The organism is Acinetobacter sp. YH16053, assembly GCF_013417035.1.
GTDB classification, from domain to species: Bacteria; Pseudomonadota; Gammaproteobacteria; order Pseudomonadales; family Moraxellaceae; genus Acinetobacter; species Acinetobacter towneri.
On record NZ_VPEP01000001.1, the window covers coordinates 172,987 to 192,959 of the forward strand.

Consider the following 19,973-nt stretch of genomic DNA (forward strand, 5'->3'; position numbering starts at 1 on the left):
ATTTTCAAGAAACCTCTGTAAAATCATAAACAGAAAATCAGGCATGAAAATCAATCTGTTTGAAACCGCTCTGAATTATTGTATTTATGCTCTTGCCCAAAGCGGTCTACATGGGTAATAAAAACTCCGTATTTGCCGACAAAATATTCAAGGGATTGCTCGTAAAAACTCCAGTAAATTGACCACTCCCCCAAGTCTAACTGACGAATTTGCGTATGTGCTTTGGCAGGCATTTTATTCAGCACTTCTTGTTGAATAGTTTCGGCATCTTCAGGGTCACGACTAGATACTTTTAAGCTTAAAAATATTTCTGCGATATCATCAAATAATTGCTGTTTGTATTCGGCAACTTCTTCCACCACCTCTTCTACAGGGCGCGGTGCTTTGTGGGTAATCGGGTCTTGGACAATATTGGCAATATCTTGACAGCTTTGCTGAAAAGTACGATTAATTTTTATTTTGAACCAGACTTTCCAGACTGCATATACGGCAATCAACAACAAAATCCATAACAATAGTTTTGCCATCTTGGTCTTCGCTCTTATTTCAGGCGTTTCAATAAAGTATAACCATTTCAGGGCTTAGCGTCTATTCGCTGCTGCACGCTTCAACGCTTATGCTTTAACATATGATTCCATCCATGCATCGCTAAAAAGTGCAATGCTCAATTACACAATGATACCGATTGCCTTAAAAATAGGACTTGTGCTGCAGTATAACGCAGTAAAACACAACAATTTTCTGCTATTTCTTTAAACACTTTTCGCTTCCAATAGAGCCTTGTTTTTATCTATCACCCTAAGCCTAGATGATTAGAGCTGCACAAATTCAAGATGTCGCCAATTTGGTTGCGGTATTACACGCCAGTATTCGCTCTTGTATTCAAGATCATCAACGCAATGAAGCCAAAATTCAGGCATGGCTAGAAAATAAAAGCTATGAAAATATTTTAATGCTGCTGCATTACAACAATTGTTGGGTCTATGTCTTACAGCATGTGGTGGTTGGCTTTATTATGATGAGTGATCGCGGGCAAATTTTACAACATGCCATTGCCCCCGAAGTACAACAACGCGGTATTGGTCAAGCCTTGTTATTTGAAGCAATAAGCGATTTAAAGTGCAAAAATGTATCGCACATGAGTGTATTTAGCACACAGACTGCTTTAAGTTTTTATGAAAAAAATGGCTTTGAAATACAACCTCAAAAAATTAGCTATGGGCACTTCACACCCATGCTCAAACATCTCAATGGCGAACCCTTAGAGCACACTTAAAAAACAAACTTTCCAATATAGTGAACGCACATAAAAAAACCGCTTTCAGGTGAAAGCGGTTTTTTGGGGATGTGGATTCGATTTTATAAACGAATCTAATTTTATAAGCGAACTAGGGCAATAATTTTTTCTGCCAGTTCTTCTGTAGCTGTCGCAGTCAACTCTGCATCTGCACCACTGTTTACATCACTAATGACCACAATGCCCGTTTCGCGGAGTAATGCAACCTGCGCAGCATCTAAACCTGCTTTGGCAATGGCAACAATACCCTGCTGAATCAGCAAGCTTTCAAGTGCTTGTGCCTGTTCAAGTGCTTGGCTTGGTACACATACCGCTGCAGGTTTTTGACCCAAACGTGCAGCACGGTCTTCGGCTGTTACAGGTGTACTGTGTGCAGTCCATTCTACGCAAGCTTCAACCATACCTGCGCCAATGGTCACGTTATTTAAACGATCAATGAAAATAAACGAACCCGTATAACGACTGTCTTGATAACGGTCAAATACCACAGGCGCATCAAATTCGATGGTGACATTGGCAATTGCATTCAATTCAAGCTGTTCAACCTGCACCTGTTCCAAAGTATTCACATTGGTACGGTAATGAATGGCTGTGACTTTTGCAGGCACAGTTTGTGTACCCACTTTTAAGTTATACAGCTTGCCAATAGATAGTGGCTGATCAGCCATCCACACCACAGTGGCATTTACAGCACGTGAAATTTCAGGACGCACTTGATCTTCACGCACCAACACATTACCACGTGAAATATCAATTTCATCGTTCAGTGTTAGGGTAACTGCTTGACCTGCAATTGCATGTTCAAGATTGCCATCAAAAGTCACAATCTCTTTTACTGTCGAGCTTTTACCCGATGGCAATGCCACAATGCGGTCACCCACATGAATATCGCCCAAAGCAATCGTGCCGCAGAAACCACGGAAGTCAAGGTTTGGACGGTTGACATACTGCACAGGGAAACGGAAATCATTTTGAGCCGAGTTACGGTTAATTTCTACCGACTCCAATGTTCCCATTAAAGTATCGCCTGTGTACCAAGGGGTATGCTCAGACTTGTTCACCACGTTATCGCCATTTAAGGCAGAAATTGGCGTGAAAATAATATTCGATGGTTTACGATCACCCAGTTGACTCACAAAGTTCGCATATTCCGTCTGAATTTCGTTAAATCGTGCTTCTGAATAATCCACCAAATCCATTTTATTGATGGCAACCACAATATTGTTAATGCCCAATAAACTAGAAATAAAAGTATGACGACGGGTCTGAGTTTGTACGCCATAACGCGCATCAATCAAAATAATCGCCAAGTCACAAGTCGATGCACCTGTTGCCATGTTACGTGTATATTGCTCATGCCCAGGTGTATCGGCAATGATGAACTTACGCTTTTCAGTAGAAAAATAACGATAAGCCACATCAATGGTAATGCCCTGCTCACGCTCGGCTTGCAAACCATCGACCAATAAAGCTAAATCAGGTGCATCGCCCGTAGTGCCGACTTTTTTCGAGTCACGAGTCACGGCTTGTAATTGATCTTCATAAATCAATTTTGAGTCATACAACAAACGACCAATTAATGTCGATTTACCATCGTCTACGTTACCGCAAGTTAAAAAGCGCAGTAGATCTTTGTTTTCGTGCTGTTTTAAATACGCCAAAATATCTTGGCTAATTAAATTCGATTGATGAGACATTGCTCAAAGCTCCACATATTTTTTAGAAATCGGTTTTTTAATCTTTAATCCCTCTAAATCTCCCTTTTATAAAGGGAGGCTTTGCTCCGCTTTTTATAAGTCCCTCTTTATAAAGAGGGGTTTGGGGAGATTTTTCAGGAGAGATTAGAAGTAACCTTCTTGCTTTTTCTTTTCCATCGAGCCAGCTTCATCGTGGTCAATCATACGACCCTGACGCTCTGAACTGGTTGCCAATAGCATTTCCTGAATAATTTCAGGCAAGGTATTCGCTTCTGATTCGACTGCACCCGTAAGTGGATAACAACCTAAAGTACGGAAGCGTACCGATTTCATTTGTGGAACTTCACCTTCTAGCAACGGCATGCGTTCGTCATCGACCATAATTAAAGTGCCGCTACGCTCAACGACAGGACGTTCTGCAGCCAAATACAACGGTACTAATGGAATACTTTCGAGGTAAATGTATTGCCAAATATCCAATTCAGTCCAGTTAGACAATGGGAACACACGAATACTTTCGCCTTTATTGACCTTGCCATTATACAAATTCCACAATTCAGGACGCTGATTTTTCGGGTCCCAACGATGTTTTGCATCACGGAAAGAATAAACACGTTCTTTGGCACGTGATTTTTCCTCATCACGACGCGCGCCACCAAATGCCGCATCAAAACCGTATTTATCTAAAGCTTGTTTTAAGCCTTGGGTTTTCATGATGTCGGTATATTTAGAACTGCCATGATCGAATGGGTTAATGTTGGCATCTACCCCTTCTTTATTTTGATGAACAATCAAGTCAAAACCGTGCTGTTTTGCCATGTTGTCACGGAAAGTGATCATGTCTTTGAATTTCCAGCCTGTATCCACATGTAACAGTGGAAATGGCAGTTTCGCTGGATAGAATGCTTTTAAAGCCAAATGCAACATTACCGCTGAATCTTTACCAATCGAATACAACATGACTGGATTTTCAAACTCGGCTGCAACTTCACGGATAATATGAATACTCTCAGCTTCAAGCTGTTTAAGATGAGTAAGTCTTTCCTGATTTATTGACATTGATCACACCAGATGTACTTAAACTTGTGTACGAATAACACAGATAGAATTTGATTTTCATTATAGTGACTTAGTTATGCAGACTATTGCTTGTTTTATTATATTTATATGCAAAAAGCTCATATAAAAGAAAACCAATAAGCAGTATAAGTTTTATTTAATCAATAGTTTATTCCATCATATATTGAAATTTAACGTCATTCTCGCTACGTTTGATACATACAAATCGCGCTTACAAGCTGCTCATTTTTGAATAACTTCATAGATTATTCATCTAATTCAGTGCTTCAAGCATGAACAAAAAATGCTTAAAGTAAAAACATATTTTTTTATTTTTAAGATGCTCCCATGCCACAGATTGAACAGATCAAATCCAAACTTGAACAGGCGCAGCTGGCTGGTTTTTTGTATCAGCACAGCCCTGAGCTACTCGTCCTACAAGAGCCTTTAAACGATGATGCTTCAATGCTGAATGTTTTTGTGCAACATGAACTCAGTGCAGATCAGATTGGGCTGCAATTTGGTTTGCGTTGCCGTGATCAACAACTCTCCTTTTTAATAGGCGTGACGCATAGCAATCAAGACCGCAGCTATGAAATTGGTGCGGGCAATTTAAAGGCCGAACAAAAAGCCTTTAACTTAATGTATGCATTTTATAATTATCCTAAAGGTTTTTATTTGGTAGATGTGCCTTTAAATGCAACCACGGCAGAACTGCATCAAGCGATTGAAACGCAATTATTTTCGCAAGAAAAACTGGATTTCTTAAACACTGCTATTAAAACCAACCCCATGGGTACACAAGTAACTTGGATGAAAGCGCATATTTTGCAGCAAGCTTTAGAGATGAAAGTACGGATTCAAACGGCGTTGTTATAAGCATCATCACTTTAAGTTTCTGCGGATTACGCAAGATGCACTTAAACCCCGCCAAAACTGGTTGATTGATTAAACTCGAAATTATCGCATACTGTACATATACACAATACACTTGGATACTAAGGCTTGATTAAGAGTTTTAAACATAAAGGTCTTCAGGCTTTTTTCCAAACTGGTTCAACAGCAGGTATTCAAGCAGCGCATTCTACAAAATTACGTTTAATACTTGCAGCACTACATGCTGCATCTACGGTGAATGATTTGCGAACTCCACCCAATTGGCGTTTACATAAATTGAGTGCAAATCTACAAGATCAATGGTCACTAACAGTAAATGGTAATTGGCGTGTAATTTTTAAATTTGAAGATGGTGATGTCTACATTGTAGATTATTTGGATTATCACATAGCTTCTAGCGCAGGAGTACAAAGATGAATATGATGTTTAATGCACCTCATCCGGGCGAAATGTTGCGCGAATATATTGGTGAAACTTCTGTGACTGAAGTGGCTCAAGCACTTGGAGTGACACGTGCAAACCTATCTCGCATTTTGAATGGTCATACTGGAATTTCTGCAGATATGGCGATTCGTTTGAGTGAAGCCTTAGAAACCTCACCAGAGTTTTGGTTGAATTTACAAATGCAGCATGATTTATGGCTTGCCAGTCAACGCCAGCGACCTATGATCAAAAAATTGGTGGCAAGTGTTTAACTTTAAGTTACAACAAAAAACAACCTGCATTTCTGCAGGTTGTTTTTTATGTCGTCAACGATGCGCTAAAACTTAGTTTTTATGACGCATGTGTGGGAATAAAATCACATCACGGATACTCGCAGCGTTGGCAAACAACATAACCAAACGGTCAATCCCGATGCCCTCACCTGCAGTTGGTGGTAAGCCGTATTCCAAAGCTTCAACAAAGTCTGCATCGTAATGCATCGCTTCATCATCGCCTGCGTCTTTTTCTGCAACCTGTGCTTGGAAACGCTCAGCTTGGTCAATCGGGTCATTTAATTCTGAGAAACCATTCGCCAATTCACGACCACCAATAAAGAACTCAAAACGGTCAGTAATGTGTGGGTTATCGTCATTACGACGTGCCAAAGGCGACGTTTCTGCAGGATATTCTGTAATGAAAGTCGGCTGACGTAATTGAGTTTCTACGGTTTCTTCAAACACGATGGTTTGTAGTTTGCCCAAACCAAAACCAGGCTTCACCTGTTCTTTCAATTCTTCCTGCACAAATTTAGCCAAGAAATCACGGTCATTAACATTTTCTGGCGTGAATTGTGGATTATGCTCAAGAATGGCATCAAACATAGAAATTTTCTTGAATGGGCCTTTGAAGCTATACACTTCATCGCCATACGGCACATCGGTAGTACCCAAAATATCCAAAGCCAGTTTTTCTAGCATTTGCTCAGTCAATGCCATCAAATCTTTATAGTCGGCATAAGCTTGGTAGAATTCGATCATGGTAAATTCAGGGTTATGACGTGTAGACACCCCTTCATTACGGAAGTTACGGTTAATTTCAAACACACGTTCAAAACCGCCAACCACTAAACGCTTTAAATATAATTCAGGCGCAATACGCAAGAATAACGGCATATCTAAAGCATTATGATGCGTTTCAAATGGACGTGCCGATGCACCGCCAGGAATCACATGCATCATTGGCGTTTCAACTTCCATAAAACGCTGTTCAGTTAAAAATGCACGAATACCCGAAACCACTTTGGCACGAATTTCAAAGGTTTTACGGGTGTCTTCATTTACGATTAAGTCTAAATAACGCTTACGATATTTCGCTTCGGTATCGCTTAAACCATGATATTTGTCTGGTAATGGACGTAAAGATTTGGTCAACAATTCAAAATGTTGAATATGAACATATAAATCGCCTTTGCCTGAACGACCAATATAGCCTTTCACTGCGATAATATCGCCCAAATCTAGGCTCTTGATCGTCTCTAATGTTTCAGCACTAAGTTCTTTACGCGCCACATACAACTGAATACGACCTGTCATGTCTTGAATTACGATGAATGAACCGCGGTTCAACATCACACGACCTGCTACAGACACATACACTTTTTCGCCTGCTTCAATTTCTTCTTTAGAAACTTCTGCGAATTGTGCCTGCAAATCTTCTGCGTAGTTTTCACGCTTAAACGTATTTGGCCAAGGGCTAGTTCCCTTCGCCTGCGCTTGTTCTTGAATTTGCTTTAACTTGGCATGACGCTGCGCAATTAAATCGTTTTCGGAAATAGTGGGTTCAGAAGTCGATTGAGCGTTATGTTGCGTCATCTCTGCCTCGAATAATTACTAAAAAAAGAAGTTCAATAGAATAGCAGATTTAGACACGATTTCGTATGCCTTCTCTGACTCGAGCAATTTATTTTTTAAATTGCCACTTGCTTTTGTGATTTTTTGTAGACTTAGACCAAAAGCTAACTTCTTTCTCAGGCTAAGCGCACTACAATATTGTTCAGAAAATAGATGAAAAAGACCGTATTTTGCTGTTTTCAAACCTGCTGATGTATCAGTCTAAATATTTTATTTTCTATCCACTTTATCTTTAGGCTCAGTTTGACTCAAGATGTTTAACTTTGTGAATCTGGCAATGAATACATGTGCTTTAAAAGTCTTGTTTTTACATGGATTAGATTCCTCGCGGGAGTCGACTAAATTCCATGCCATAGATGCAAAACAAAAATTTTGTATCAATGTCGATTATCGCAACTTAAATTATCAAACTGTTGCCGATTTTTATCACAATATCATTCAAAAAATTAAGCCTGAAATTTTGGTGGGACATAGTCTAGGCGGCTATTGGGCACTCAAAATGTCTTTGTCGCACCATATTCCGTGTGTGGTGGCAAATCCAAGTTTAGCTCCCACGTTTCGCAATGACTATCCTGCAATTTCAGATGATGACTTGCAGCACGATATTCCACAATTGGCTTATTTAGAATTGGGCGATGAAATTTTGGATATGCATGCCGCGCAAGCATTTTTAGAAAACTATATGCAGACCTCTACTTTTGAGTCTGGGCATCATCGCTTATTGCATCCAGAAAATATTAATTCTTGTATTCAGCAAATCGAACAAGCTTATCTTGCCAAATAAAGTCAAAGCTATCCATTAAAAATAATCAATTAAACATCACCCATTAAAAAAGCCTGATCACAACTATGGAGATCAGGCTTTTTTACAGCAGTTACAATAACTTAAAAGGATTAAGCCACTGCTTGTTCTGGTTTAGATTTATTGTCCAATACGGACCAAATATCTAAACCTAAATTTTTGTGTAAATCTGGTAAGTCTAGGAAAATGCTTGCACCTAAAACTTGATGATTACATTTTTCAGCCAATTGTTTCACTGCTTTTAAAGTGCCACCTGTCGCCAATACATCATCTACAATAATGACTTTTTGCGCTTGCACATCGGCAGCCATTTCTAAACGGTCTAAACCGTATTCTAAGCTATAACCCACACCCACAACTGGTGGTGGCAATTTACCTGCTTTACGCACAAGTACCAAACCTTTGCCTGTACGCTGTGCCAAAAGGCTCGCCAATACAAAACCACGTGCTTCTACTGCAATAAAGCTTTCAACTTCAGCTAATTTTTCTGCAGGAATGCTGGCAATTAAAGCATCTGTTAATGAATCCAAATTATTCATAAACAAAGGCGTTAAATCATAAAAATCTACGCCTGGTTTTGGAAAATGAGGAACTGTACGAATATGCGACCACAAAAAAGTAGACAAATTGCTCATGGAAGATCAGAAATGTGACTAAAGAATGGTTGAATTTTACCGTTTATTTTCACATAAGGCTAGTGATCGAATCGGCAAGACTGCCATCAATCACGCATCAAAACACTACAAGGTTTTGATTTATATAAACTTTAATATACTTAAAAAATACTTAAAAATATTAATATATATTTATTCCATAATAAAATAGCAAAAATATAAGACTTTTACTGTACGACCAAGGTCTTAAATGGCATTTAAACGCATAAAAACGTGATTTTTCCTGCAGCCATTCTCTCATTACAATGCCGTATCTATATCAAAAGAGGTCTTTTCTGCGCGGTTATGTCCCATGCAGCTATTCATTCTATAAAAGCACAGATTAAAATCGCTTATTTACTTTACTTTAGCCGTATAACTGCGTAAAAATTTAATCAAATAGATATATCATACAACTAGTCGTAGATAAGTTTTTTGCTGATCTGGAAATTTAAAGATCGGTTTATGGAGAATTGAATGAAAAAATATCAATGCATCGTTTGTGGATGGATTTATGACGAAGCAGAAGGCTGGCCTCAAGATGGTATTGTGGCAGGTACATTATGGGAAGATATTCCTGATGACTGGACTTGCCCAGACTGCGGCGTTTCTAAAGCTGATTTTGAAATGATTGAAGTTTAAGACCACGAAAAGACCATGTCCGATGGTCTTTTTTTAACGCCAATTTCTATGCCCTCATTTGGAGTACACCTTATGCATCCTATCGTTATTATTGGTTCAGGCATGGCAGGTTATACTGTTGCACGCGAGTTTCGTAAGCTAAATGCAGAACAAGAGTTAGTCATGATTTGTGCAGATGATGCTGCCAATTATGCCAAACCAACTTTATCTAACGCATTGGCGGGCAATAAAGCCCCTGCTCAAATTGCATTGGGCGATGCAGCTAAAATGGCAAGCCAACTCAATATGCGTATTGAAACCCACACTTGGGTTAAAGCAATTGATGCAGAAGCGCATGTACTTGAATTAGAAAAAGAGGGTGTGAGCAGCCAACAACCTTATTCTAAATTGGTTTTGGCAGTGGGTGCGAATCCTGTGCGTTTAGCGATTGCAGGCGATGGCAGTGATGATATTCATGTGGTGAATAATTTAAGTGATTACACTGCATTTCGCCAACAGCTTGAACAACGTCAAGACAAACGTGTGGTGATTTTAGGTGCGGGTTTAATTGGTTGTGAATTTGCCAATGACTTGCAGCAAACAGGACACCAAGTCACAGTGATTGACCTTGCACCACAACCGCTAGGTCGTTTATTGCCAGACTATGTAGCCAGCGCCTTTAAACAAAACCTAGAAGAAACGGGCATCCATTTTGTATTGGGCACAACCGTTGAAAAAGTTTCAAAAATTAAAAATAACGACTATTTAGTGACCATTACCAGCGGTCAGTCTTTAATTGCCGATGTGGTACTGTCTGCGATTGGTTTACAACCAAACATTGCTTTGGCTAAAACAGCAGGCATCGAAACCAGTCGTGGGGTCTTAACCAATGCGCAACTTGAAACCAGCCAAGCTGATATCTATGCAGTAGGTGACTGTGCGGAAGTGAATGGTATTTTATTGCCGTATGTGATGCCAATCATGCAGCAAGCACGTGCCTTAGCCAAAACCTTAAATGGTGAAACTACTCAGGTACACTACCCTGCCATGCCTGTTGCAGTGAAAACACCTGCTGCACCACTGACCGTTTTACCTGCGCCACTAGGGGTAGATGTCAACTGGCATACCGAAGAATTTGACGATGGCATGATTGCCAGAGCCTATGACCAAACCGATACCTTACGTGGCTTTGTCCTATTAGGCGCAACAGCGGCCAAACAACGCTTGAGTTTGACCAAATTAGTGCCAGACTTATTGCCTGTATCGGAATAAAATAAAAACAATAAAGGGCGATTGATTTCGCCCTTGCCTGACATGAGGATCACAACATGAATAGTGCACTTCAGTTCACCACATCGCCCTATACGGCATTTATGCACGAAACCAAAGTCGATTTAGGCAACGGAATTCAGCTGCATGTCGAAGTGGGCGGCAAAACTGAAGATCCACCTATTTTGCTGATTATGGGTTTAGGCGCACAAATGTTGTACTGGCCCGATTTCTTTTGTAAATCACTGATTGATCAGGGCTATCGTGTCATTCGCTATGACAACCGCGATATTGGTTTGTCATCCAAAATTCGCCACAAAGGTTCACGTCTGAACACCTATAAAATGATGGGGCGTTTTAGCTTAGGTCTGCAAAACCACGGTGCGCCTTATAACTTATTTGATATGGCGGATGATGCTGCATTGCTATTAGAGCGCTTAGGCATTGAAAAGACCGAGGTGATTGGTGCTTCTATGGGCGGCATGATTGCACAAATTTTGGCAGCCAAATATGCAGATCGCGTGAATAATTTAGGCTTATTATTTACCAGTAATAACCAGCCTTTTTTACCACCACCATTTCCGAAACAACTGTTCAGCTTGCTAGAAAGACCAAAATCACAAGATGAAAATGGCATTGTTGATCATAGTTTAAAACTCTTTAAGGTGATAGGCTCACCTGGCTATGTGAATCAACTCGAAACGATGCAAACTGCACGCAAATTATATCAGCGAAGTTATTACCCTGCGGGTGTACTTCAACAGTTTTTAGCAATATTATGTACAGGCTCGTTGCTACAACTGGACAAACAAATTCAGCAACCTACCCTTGTGGTACATGGTTCGCAAGATCGTTTGCTCCCACCAGGGCATGGTAAGGCTGTTGCGAAAGCGATTCCGGGCGCTAAGTTTGAATTAATCAAAGGAATGGGGCATGATATTCCTCCACACTTTATTCCTCATCTTAGCGAACTGTTTGCTCACCACTTTAAATCATAATCATTAGGACACTATGGCTGCATTACCATCTTTAAGACAGCTGTCATACCTCGTTACACTGTCTGAAACGTTACATTTTACAGAAGCGGCTCGCCGTTCTTTTGTAACTCAGTCGACTTTGTCTGGCGGGATCATGGAACTGGAGCGCCTGCTTGGCGGCGTACTGGTAGAACGTGATCGACAGAATGTACGTTTAACCCCATTGGGTGAACAAGTCGTAGCACGCGCCCGTGTTCTGTTAGCAGATGCACAGGACTTAATGCGTTTAAGCCGTGAAATGAGTGAGCCTCTCACAGGTGATTTACACTTAGGCGTGATTCCAACCATTGCCCCATTTATTTTGGCGCAACTGTTAAATGAAGTGCATAAGCAGCTACCTAAAATTCAATTGCATTTACACGAAGCGCAAAGTGAAAAAATTGTCGAAAAACTGGAACACGGCAATTTAGATATGGTGGTGTTAGCCCTGCCATTCGATACGCGTGGTTTGAAAGTGGCTGAAATTTCTAAAGAAGATTTGTTCTTGGTTTATCACAAGGGCGATCAAAAATCGGCGCAGGCCAATTCTTTAGATGATTTGGATTTATCGCGTTTAATGCTACTTGAAGAAGGTCATTGCTTACGTGATCACACTTTAAGTGCTTGCCCGATTGGTGAACGCAAAAACGATCATCGTTTAAAAGCCAGCTCTTTGCCGACCTTGGTTGAAATGGTGTCTGCAAATTTAGGCTTTACCCTATTGCCTGAAATTGCAATTCATAATGCCATGATCAAATCGAATCCAGATTTACAGATCAAAAGTATTGAGGCTGCACCAAGCCGTACTTTGGCTTTAGTGACGCGTAAAAGCACGCCATTACAAAGTGAATTTGACGTTTTGCTGCAGATTTTACAGAAAATCACTCAAAACGCAGTCTAAATTTAGACACACGATCCAACATTTCATTAAGGAGCCAACATGGCTCCTTTTTTATTTTTCGTTCAAAAATGCGTATTGTTTTTGCAGTTCACTATGATTTAAGTGACTTATAAATATGAATAAGTTTTAAAATGTGAGATTCATCACAAATTCAACAATTCACTCTTACCACTGAACGAAAGAACGGTATCGAGTTACATTACTCACGTTTTCAACACATTTCAAAAAACATATTCAGCAACAATTACTTATATTTACCCTTTTTATATAAAAATCACTATATTTAAGGATATTCAGTTACAGCAATATCACGCACAATCTATTTATCAAAATTATTTATAGAACAGCACAGGAGTAATTGCCATGATTCACAGAGATCTCATTTTACCTGTGCCTGTTCTGCTGATTGATGATCAGGTAGAAGCACTAAAAAATTTAAGCCACATTTTACAAAATTTTGGCTACCCTAAAGAGGTTTTGCTTTGTAGCTCATCGCTCGCAAATGCAGTGTTGATGGTGCAGCAACATTTACCTAATTTGGTATTTATCAATTTACAGTCTTGGTCAAAAGCTCAAATTGATTTTATTCAAAATCTCAAACATTTCCGTAAAGACACCTTAATTGTGGCAGTGCTGCCTTCCAGTATGCCCAAACAATTGCTACAAGCCATCCATTTAGGCATTTCAGCCTATGTCTTTAGCGACCAATCTGCTACAGGCATGCAAAACCAGATTCGCACTATTTTACGTGGTGGCTCACCGCTAGATGTCAACTTGGCCAATGAAATTTTAGCCTGCGAACAATCCATTGTCGCACATGGCCATTCTTTGGCACTCTCTAAAACTGAACATGAAATATTGACGCTTTCAGGGCAAGGTTTGCCCTCACAACAAGTAGCAGCCAACCTAAATGCATCCGAACAACTGGTGCATGGTTATGTAAAAAGTATTTATCGGAAAATTATGAATGCGGATGATGCGATGTGCTGTTTTTCTTAAATTATTGATCAATAAATATCAATCAAAAATATAAGTCTTAAATAAATATTAGAAACAAAAAAAGAGCGATGTCTGGCATCGCTCTTTTTACCTGTTATAAATGTTTGAAACTAAACAATACTATCGGTCAGGATACGCTGCGCATTGTGTGGTTCTTCACCCTCAGCTGCTTTTACACGCACCCAAGTTCCATCACCCTGCAACAGCCACGCCTGTTGATTGTCTTGCATGTAGGTCAATAAACCTTGCTCATAAATACGCTTTTTCAAAGCTGGATCTTCAATTGGGAAACACGCTTCAACGCGGTTAAATAAGTTACGATCCATCCAGTCAGCACTTGAACAATAAATACGTGGATTGCCATTATTAGAGAAATAATAGACACGGGTATGTTCAAGGAAACGTCCGACAATCGAACGCACACGGATATTTTCCGATAAGCCCGGCAAACCTGGGCGCAAGCAGCAAATTGAACGGATGATGAGATCAATTTGCACACCCGCCTGAGACGCCTCGTACAATTTATTGATCAATTGCATTTCAGTCAGTGCATTCACTTTCACAATAATTTGTGCGGGCTTACCTGCTTTAGCATTGGCAATTTCTTCATCAATATAATTCACCAACTGTGCGTGCAGGGTAAATGGTGCATGCAACAACTTTTTCAGTTTTGCCATTTTACCCATGCCTGTTAGCTCTTGGAAAATACGATGCACATCTTCACACAGCTCTTTGTCTGTGGTCAGTAAACCATAGTCGGTATAAATACGCGCATTGCCTGCGTGGTAGTTACCTGTGCCTAAATGTACATAACGCACCAATTTATTATTTTCACGGCGCACCACCAAAATCATTTTGGCGTGGGTTTTATACCCCACAATACCGTACACAACCACAGCGCCCGCTTCTTGCAACACGTTAGCCACAGCAATGTTAGATTCTTCATCAAAACGTGCACGCAGTTCAATCACCGCAGTCACTTCTTTACCGTTTCGTGCAGCCTCTGCAAGCACTTGTACAATTTCAGAATCTGCGCCACTACGATATAAAGTTTGTTTGATTGCCAAGACTTGTGGATCACGTGCAGCTTCACGCAGCAAGTTAATCACGGGTGCAAAAGATTCAAACGGATGGTGTAATAAAATGTCTTGCTTTTGCATCGCTGAAAAAATATTTTCAGACTTTTTTAACACCTTTGGAATGGCGGGTGTATGTGAATCATAACGTAAATGTGGACGTTTAAAATTAGACAATAAACGCGCCAAGTTCACTGGGCCATCTACTTTATAAAGTTGTTCTTCTTCAAGATCGAACTCATCTAGCAAATAATCATAAATGGCTTTCGGGCAGTTGTGCGTTACTTCTAAACGTACCGCACGACCAAAACGGCGTGAGTTTAATTCGCCTTTTAGGGCTTTGGCCAAGTCTTCTACATCTTCATTTAAGGCCAAATCTGCATTACGGGTCACACGGAATTGATAGCATCCAGTCGCAGTCATGCCCGGGAATAAGTCAGACACATGCTCATGAATAATTGCTGAAAGCATGACGTGGTGCTCTTTACCGCCTGTAAGTTCATCGGGTAAACGAACTACACGTGGTAATGAACGTGGTGCAGGAACAACCGCCAAATCAATTTGACGACCAAAAGCATCTTTCCCTTCTAAAGTCACAATAAAATTCAGACTTTTATTGACCAAACGTGGAAATGGATGTGCAGGGTCTAGGCTAATTGGGGTTAATACAGGGGCAACTTGCTCTTGGAAATATTTTTTCACCCATGCCGATTGTGCAGGGGTTAATTCACCACGACGTAAGAAACAAATGTCTTCTTCACGTAATTTTGGCAAAATTTCCTGATTTAAAATACGGTACTGGCGTTCAATAGCAGCATGTGCTGTTTTAGAAATTTGATCTAACACTTGTTTAGGTGTTAAACCATCTGGGCTTCGGCTTTCATTGCCCAAGTCCAATTGTTCCATCATGCCCGCAACACGAATTTCAAAAAACTCATCCAAGTTACGTGAAAAAATCAGCAGGAAGTTCATGCGTTCCAACAAAGGATGCAACGGATCGACAGCTTGCTCAAGCACGCGCAAATGGAAATCTAAAATAGACAGTTCGCGGTTAATGTAGCGATCATTATATGTATATTCTGTTTGCGCAGGAGTCGCGCCTGTTGCCGTATTCATACCCACCTATGCTTTTTTAAAATGTTTGGCACTGCTACAAGTATGCTTCAATTTTGTGACATTTTCATAAAAAAAGCCTAAAAAATTAGGCTTTGTGGATATTTTCACATTTTATAGTTTGTTTTCGCTCAATTTAGGGAATTTCCGCATAACGCATATAGCGCTGCACCATCTGTTTACGGGCTTTTAATGCCCCCGCATTACGATGTTCCTGAAAATATTTTGGATTGGTTAAAATCGCAGCCAAGAAAATTGCTTGATCACGGCTTAAACTTTTTGCACTTTTGCCAAAATAATGCTGTGCCGCAGCTTCGGCACCATAAATATTATCGCCAAATTCTACCGAGTTGAGATAGACCTCTAAAATACGCTGCTTTGACCACATGCGTTCCATCATCCATGTCGCCACAACTTCTTGCCCTTTACGCAAAAAAGATCGCTTATTGTATAAAAACAAATTCTTGGCGAGCTGCTGAGAAATTGTGGAACCACCTGCAACAACCTTGCCTTCATCTTTGTTCCGTTCCAGCGCAGTTTGAATACCTTCCCAGTCAAAGCCATGATGTTGCATAAATTTGCCATCTTCGGCAGTCACCACAGCTCGCTTTAAATTATCACTGAGTTGGTCATAGTCGCGCCATTGATGTTGTATAGGCTTACTCGGTTCAGCCCAATAATCCAAACGCATCATCATGGTCGATTGCACAGGCTGCGTACGCCACCACACCAAGCTGCTAAAAATCCATAATTGAACCAAAAGCACCACACTGACAAGAATTAACAAAGTTCGTATAAAAAAAGCTTTCATCTTGGTGCATGGCTCCTGAAGCGTTATTTTTTCGTGTTAAGCTTAGATTGATCACTACGACACAATATTCAAATATATGTCCCAACATCCCCCAAACCTGCGCAACAATAAAGTTGAAATTCACCTGTGGTGGATTACCGCAGCCCTGATTGCAATAAACGTGGCTTTGTTTGCATGGCAAGTGCTCAACGGCATGAACATTAGCAATCCTAGCCCGCAAGATGCAATACGCTGCGGTGCTGATTATGCACCTTTAACCTTTTTGGCGGAACCCATTCGCCTGTTCAGCAGCATGTTTTTTCATTTCGGTTTAGTACATTTAATGTTAAATATGTGGGCCTTGTATATTTTTGGCAGCGTCAGTGAACAGTTGTTTGGGCGTGTCTATTTTATAGTGTTATATGTTTGCGCAGGTTTGATGGGTAGCCTGCTTAGTGGCTATGTCAGCATTCAAGACAGCTATACCCTGCTCGAACAAGGTGTCGCTAATCCAAAGCTGTTACCTAGCGTGGGTGCAGGTGCATCGGGTGCAGTGATGGGACTTGGAGCTGCACTGACGGTATTGGCGTTATTGCCCCAATTACCTCGCCAAAAATTTCTGTTGGATGGCAAGACTTTGGTGATGGTGATGGCACTGAACTTAGGTATGGGCTTTATGATCAGTGGCATTAATAATGCTGCACATATTGGCGGCATGCTCATGGGCGCAGCCATGACACTCATTTGGTACCTTGGACAATGCAGCAAACACAGTAACTTAGTGAACAGTTTTGCGATGCTCCTTGCACCATTGGGTTGTGCTGCATTTTACTGGTATTGCCATAAACTGCTTGCTCCAATTCAACCCCTTTGGCAAGAACTGCTTAGCATGATGCAACGCAGTCTGGGTTGAACAATCAACCTTTACAGCAAGTAAAACAACATCAACTAGATATGAATCAGGACTGATTCATCTCCCTTAAACTTTGCAGTGGCGGAATATCGCATAAATAACTTAAACGATAACGTCCAATCAAGGCACACAGCACGGTCATAAATACAGGCAAAATCAGCCAGATTTCCCAATGTGGTTGCAGCATTAAATCCATGCGGTAACTGGCAACAGCACTAATGACTTCGGCAAATAAACACGCCACTATTCCCGCTATAAAGCCCATAAAACCGATTTCCAGACTCAACATACGTTTGAGTTTTTGTTTAGAACTACCAAAAGAACGCAGTAATGCGACTTCGCGTTTGCGCTCATCCATCAGCAAGTTTAAACACGCGATTAATACCAACAGCCCAGACACACTCACCAAAATGGCTAAAATGGTGATGATCTGCACCAACACATTCACAATGCGTTTAATTTCATCCAAAATTAGGCTGACATCAATAAACACTGTGTTGGCAAATTGCTGAATCAATTGAATTAGTTTCGGTTTATCTGCTTCAGGCACATAGAAACTGCCCAAATAACTGCCTGCATTTTCATCCATAGTGTGCGGTGAAAAAATAAAGAAAAAGTTAGGGCTAAAACTTTCCCATTCCACCGTGCGCAAATTAATGACTTTGGCTTGTAGGATGCCTTCAGGCAAATTAAAACTGAGTCGATCACCAATTTGAATGCCCAACTCGGCAGCCGTATCTGCTTCTACTGACACTTGTCCCACTGCACTGAAATTGGCTTGCCCATTTACAATGATATTATCGGCAGGATAACGGTCAGACTGTGTCAGGTTGAGTTCGCGTCTTAACGTATTGCTTTGCTGAATTAAGGCGTCGGCAAAAGGTTGATCATTTTTGGCGACCAAACGCCCACGTATATTTGGATAAAGTGGCGTGCTGTGCCACTGCTGCTGCGTTAATTGTTGTTGAAACTCAGGCATATCAAACGGTGGCAAGCCGTAAACAAACTGATTGGGTGTTCCTTCGGGCAATTGCTGCTGCCAACGATCTAGCAGGTCGGTACGCAACACTGCAAGTACCGTAATTAAACTTAATCCTAAAGCCAATGCAGTAATTTGAAATGCCGTGACAGCAGGCGCACGAATATACGCTGCGAGTCTGCCTTTAGAATGACGCAATAATTTTAATAAACTCCACACCACTCCATACAGCAATACGCACAGCGCAATAATCGCACCAATCACCCATGTACTAAGCACTAAACTTTCGGTCAAGACCACACAAAATACGATTAGACTTAGCGTCCCTGTAAGCAACATCCACCACCAAGCGCGCATGCTTTTGTCTTGTTGGCGAATCACGCGAATCGGTGCGGTATTCAGCAATTGCAATAAATTAGGCAGCACAAAACCCAACAACACCACAGCACTGGTGAGCATGGCGATTGGCAATGGCCCAAGCAACATTGCCATGGCTGAAAATTGAATTTCCAGGTGCGGAATCAGTTGCAGCATGATTTGCAACAAAGCATAGCCCAAGGTCACGCCCAAAATACTGCCAATGCCCATAGCGATAATTAAGACCAAAGCAAGCAAAGCCAAATAAGCGGCTAAAATTTGTCGTTTACTTGCACCAATACAACGTAATAAGGCGATATGATCCTGATTTTGTTGCACATAGCGCTGACTGGTCAAACCAATCGCAATCCCACACAATAAAATGGTCAGGATATTCGCTAACTGTAAAAAGGTATCTAAATTGGCAATGGGGCGCATTAAGCGAGTATTGCCTTCACTGGCATTGCGTAGTCTTAAACTACTTTGTTCTTCAAAGTTTTGTTCAGGGCTGGCCGTTTGCTGTGCCTGTGCAGGCTGTTGTGTATGTGTTTTAAAATACTGCTCAAAATTTTGTGTATCTTTGGCGCTGCCTGCCAACAACAAACGGTAATCTATGCGGCTACCCACTTGAATCGCGTGGGTACGTGCCACATCGGCCTGTGAAATAATTACTGTCGGCGAAAAACCTGAAAAACCGAGTTCCTGATTAGAATCATGTTCAATTTTGGCAGTCACGGTAAATGCTGCATCGGCAATATTTACTGTTTCACCCAGTTTAACGTGAAGTAAATCCATAGCGCGCTGACTTAGCCAAATTTCACCTGACTGAATTTTGCCTGATGCAGGACTCACCCTTAACTCACCACGTAACGGAAAGCTCGAATCAATGGCTTTAACATTCACCATCACAAATTGGTCTTGGGTATGTGCCATCGAACTAAAAACTGTTACATGCGATTGTTGTAAGCGTTGTGCTGTGGCCTGATCTTGCCAGTCTTGTGCAATCGGCTCATTGTCACTCAGGACTAAATCACCCGCCAACATTTCAGCAGCCTGTAAAGCCACTGCATTTTGAATTTGTTCATTACTAAATTTTAAAGCAGTCGTCGCGCTAATGGCTAAAGTCAGTGCAATAATCAGTAAATACACACCGCTGCTTTTAAAGCTTTGCTTGAGTAAAGGATGAAACAGTGCATTCATT

General features: G+C 40.9%; 19 protein-coding genes. 11 read left to right on the top strand and 8 right to left on the bottom strand.

Annotated elements, in window-relative coordinates:
- Positions 1–50 precede the first annotated feature (50 nt).
- Complete coding sequence (locus FTV43_RS00855; protein ID WP_179994662.1) at positions 51–527, bottom strand: hypothetical protein; 477 nt, start codon at positions 525–527, stop codon at positions 51–53.
- 281 nt (positions 528–808) lie between these two features.
- On the opposite strand from FTV43_RS00855, the gene FTV43_RS00860 reads away from it, so the two are divergent.
- Positions 809–1,276, top strand: a complete 468-nt coding sequence (locus FTV43_RS00860) for a GNAT family N-acetyltransferase (protein WP_179994663.1) — start codon at positions 809–811, stop codon at positions 1,274–1,276.
- A gap of 101 nt (positions 1,277–1,377) precedes the next feature.
- Here the strand turns inward: FTV43_RS00860 and cysN are convergent, their stop codons facing one another.
- Positions 1,378–2,994: a sulfate adenylyltransferase subunit CysN gene (gene cysN / locus FTV43_RS00865; protein ID WP_179994664.1), complete on the bottom strand. Its 1,617-nt coding sequence runs from the start codon at positions 2,992–2,994 to the stop codon at positions 1,378–1,380.
- 144 nt (positions 2,995–3,138) lie between these two features.
- A complete protein-coding gene (gene cysD / locus FTV43_RS00870) occupies positions 3,139–4,047 on the bottom strand; it encodes a sulfate adenylyltransferase subunit CysD (RefSeq protein WP_026438300.1) in 909 nt (302 codons plus the stop codon).
- Positions 4,048–4,401: 354 nt separating this feature from the next.
- Between cysD and FTV43_RS00875 the strand changes: the two genes are divergently transcribed.
- The 3 genes from FTV43_RS00875 (at position 4,402) to FTV43_RS00885 (ending at position 5,645) form a co-directional block, all read left to right on the top strand.
- Positions 4,402–4,932 (top strand): hypothetical protein, encoded by a 531-nt coding sequence (locus tag FTV43_RS00875; RefSeq protein ID WP_096900966.1) that lies wholly within the window; start codon positions 4,402–4,404, stop codon positions 4,930–4,932.
- A gap of 126 nt (positions 4,933–5,058) precedes the next feature.
- Entirely contained in the window at positions 5,059–5,367 is a 309-nt protein-coding gene (locus tag FTV43_RS00880) for a type II toxin-antitoxin system RelE/ParE family toxin (RefSeq protein ID WP_104853185.1), read from the top strand.
- Positions 5,364–5,645 (top strand): HigA family addiction module antitoxin, encoded by a 282-nt coding sequence (locus FTV43_RS00885; RefSeq protein ID WP_004971994.1) that lies wholly within the window; start codon positions 5,364–5,366, stop codon positions 5,643–5,645. The genes FTV43_RS00880 and FTV43_RS00885 overlap by 4 nt, the downstream gene beginning before the upstream one ends.
- 72 nt (positions 5,646–5,717) lie before the next feature.
- Here FTV43_RS00885 and lysS read toward each other — a convergent pair whose 3' ends face one another.
- The gene (gene lysS / locus FTV43_RS00890; protein WP_096900968.1) at positions 5,718–7,244 is read right to left on the bottom strand and encodes a lysine--tRNA ligase; all 1,527 of its coding nucleotides are present in this window, start codon (positions 7,242–7,244) and stop codon (positions 5,718–5,720) included.
- 316 nt (positions 7,245–7,560) lie between these two features.
- On the opposite strand from lysS, the gene FTV43_RS00895 reads away from it, so the two are divergent.
- Complete coding sequence (locus FTV43_RS00895) at positions 7,561–8,067, top strand: YqiA/YcfP family alpha/beta fold hydrolase (RefSeq protein WP_026438299.1); 507 nt, start codon at positions 7,561–7,563, stop codon at positions 8,065–8,067.
- A 110-nt stretch (positions 8,068–8,177) separates the two neighbouring features.
- Here FTV43_RS00895 and FTV43_RS00900 read toward each other — a convergent pair whose 3' ends face one another.
- Positions 8,178–8,720, bottom strand: coding sequence for an adenine phosphoribosyltransferase (locus FTV43_RS00900; RefSeq protein WP_004972003.1), 543 nt, complete (start codon positions 8,718–8,720; stop codon positions 8,178–8,180).
- 495 nt (positions 8,721–9,215) lie between these two features.
- On the opposite strand from FTV43_RS00900, the gene rubA reads away from it, so the two are divergent.
- The 5 genes from rubA to FTV43_RS00925 all read left to right on the top strand — a co-directional run bounded on the left by rubA (position 9,216) and on the right by FTV43_RS00925 (position 13,544).
- Entirely contained in the window at positions 9,216–9,380 is a 165-nt protein-coding gene (gene rubA / locus FTV43_RS00905) for a rubredoxin RubA (protein ID WP_004972007.1), read from the top strand.
- Positions 9,381–9,452: 72 nt separating this feature from the next.
- Positions 9,453–10,631 carry an FAD-dependent oxidoreductase gene (locus tag FTV43_RS00910; protein WP_179994665.1) on the top strand — a complete coding sequence of 393 codons (1,179 nt, stop codon included), beginning with the start codon at positions 9,453–9,455 and terminating at the stop codon, positions 10,629–10,631.
- Positions 10,632–10,687: 56 nt separating this feature from the next.
- On the top strand, positions 10,688–11,626 hold the full coding sequence (locus tag FTV43_RS00915) for an alpha/beta fold hydrolase (RefSeq protein WP_218950759.1): 939 nt from the start codon (positions 10,688–10,690) through the stop codon (positions 11,624–11,626).
- Between the two features lie 13 nt (positions 11,627–11,639).
- Positions 11,640–12,545 (top strand): LysR family transcriptional regulator OxyR, encoded by a 906-nt coding sequence (gene oxyR / locus FTV43_RS00920; RefSeq protein ID WP_179994666.1) that lies wholly within the window; start codon positions 11,640–11,642, stop codon positions 12,543–12,545.
- Between the two features lie 363 nt (positions 12,546–12,908).
- Positions 12,909–13,544 carry a LuxR C-terminal-related transcriptional regulator gene (locus FTV43_RS00925; RefSeq protein WP_179994667.1) on the top strand — a complete coding sequence of 212 codons (636 nt, stop codon included), beginning with the start codon at positions 12,909–12,911 and terminating at the stop codon, positions 13,542–13,544.
- A 110-nt stretch (positions 13,545–13,654) separates the two neighbouring features.
- Here the strand turns inward: FTV43_RS00925 and ppk1 are convergent, their stop codons facing one another.
- Positions 13,655–15,736, bottom strand: coding sequence for a polyphosphate kinase 1 (gene ppk1 / locus FTV43_RS00930; RefSeq protein ID WP_096900973.1), 2,082 nt, complete (start codon positions 15,734–15,736; stop codon positions 13,655–13,657).
- 133 nt (positions 15,737–15,869) lie between these two features.
- Complete coding sequence (gene mtgA / locus FTV43_RS00935) at positions 15,870–16,544, bottom strand: monofunctional biosynthetic peptidoglycan transglycosylase (RefSeq protein WP_004972019.1); 675 nt, start codon at positions 16,542–16,544, stop codon at positions 15,870–15,872.
- A gap of 76 nt (positions 16,545–16,620) precedes the next feature.
- Between mtgA and FTV43_RS00940 the strand changes: the two genes are divergently transcribed.
- Positions 16,621–17,436, top strand: a complete 816-nt coding sequence (locus tag FTV43_RS00940) for a rhomboid family intramembrane serine protease (protein ID WP_179994668.1) — start codon at positions 16,621–16,623, stop codon at positions 17,434–17,436.
- A gap of 46 nt (positions 17,437–17,482) precedes the next feature.
- Here the strand turns inward: FTV43_RS00940 and FTV43_RS00945 are convergent, their stop codons facing one another.
- A complete protein-coding gene (locus FTV43_RS00945; RefSeq protein WP_179994669.1) occupies positions 17,483–19,972 on the bottom strand; it encodes an ABC transporter permease in 2,490 nt (829 codons plus the stop codon).
- Between the last annotated feature and the right edge of the window lies 1 nt (position 19,973).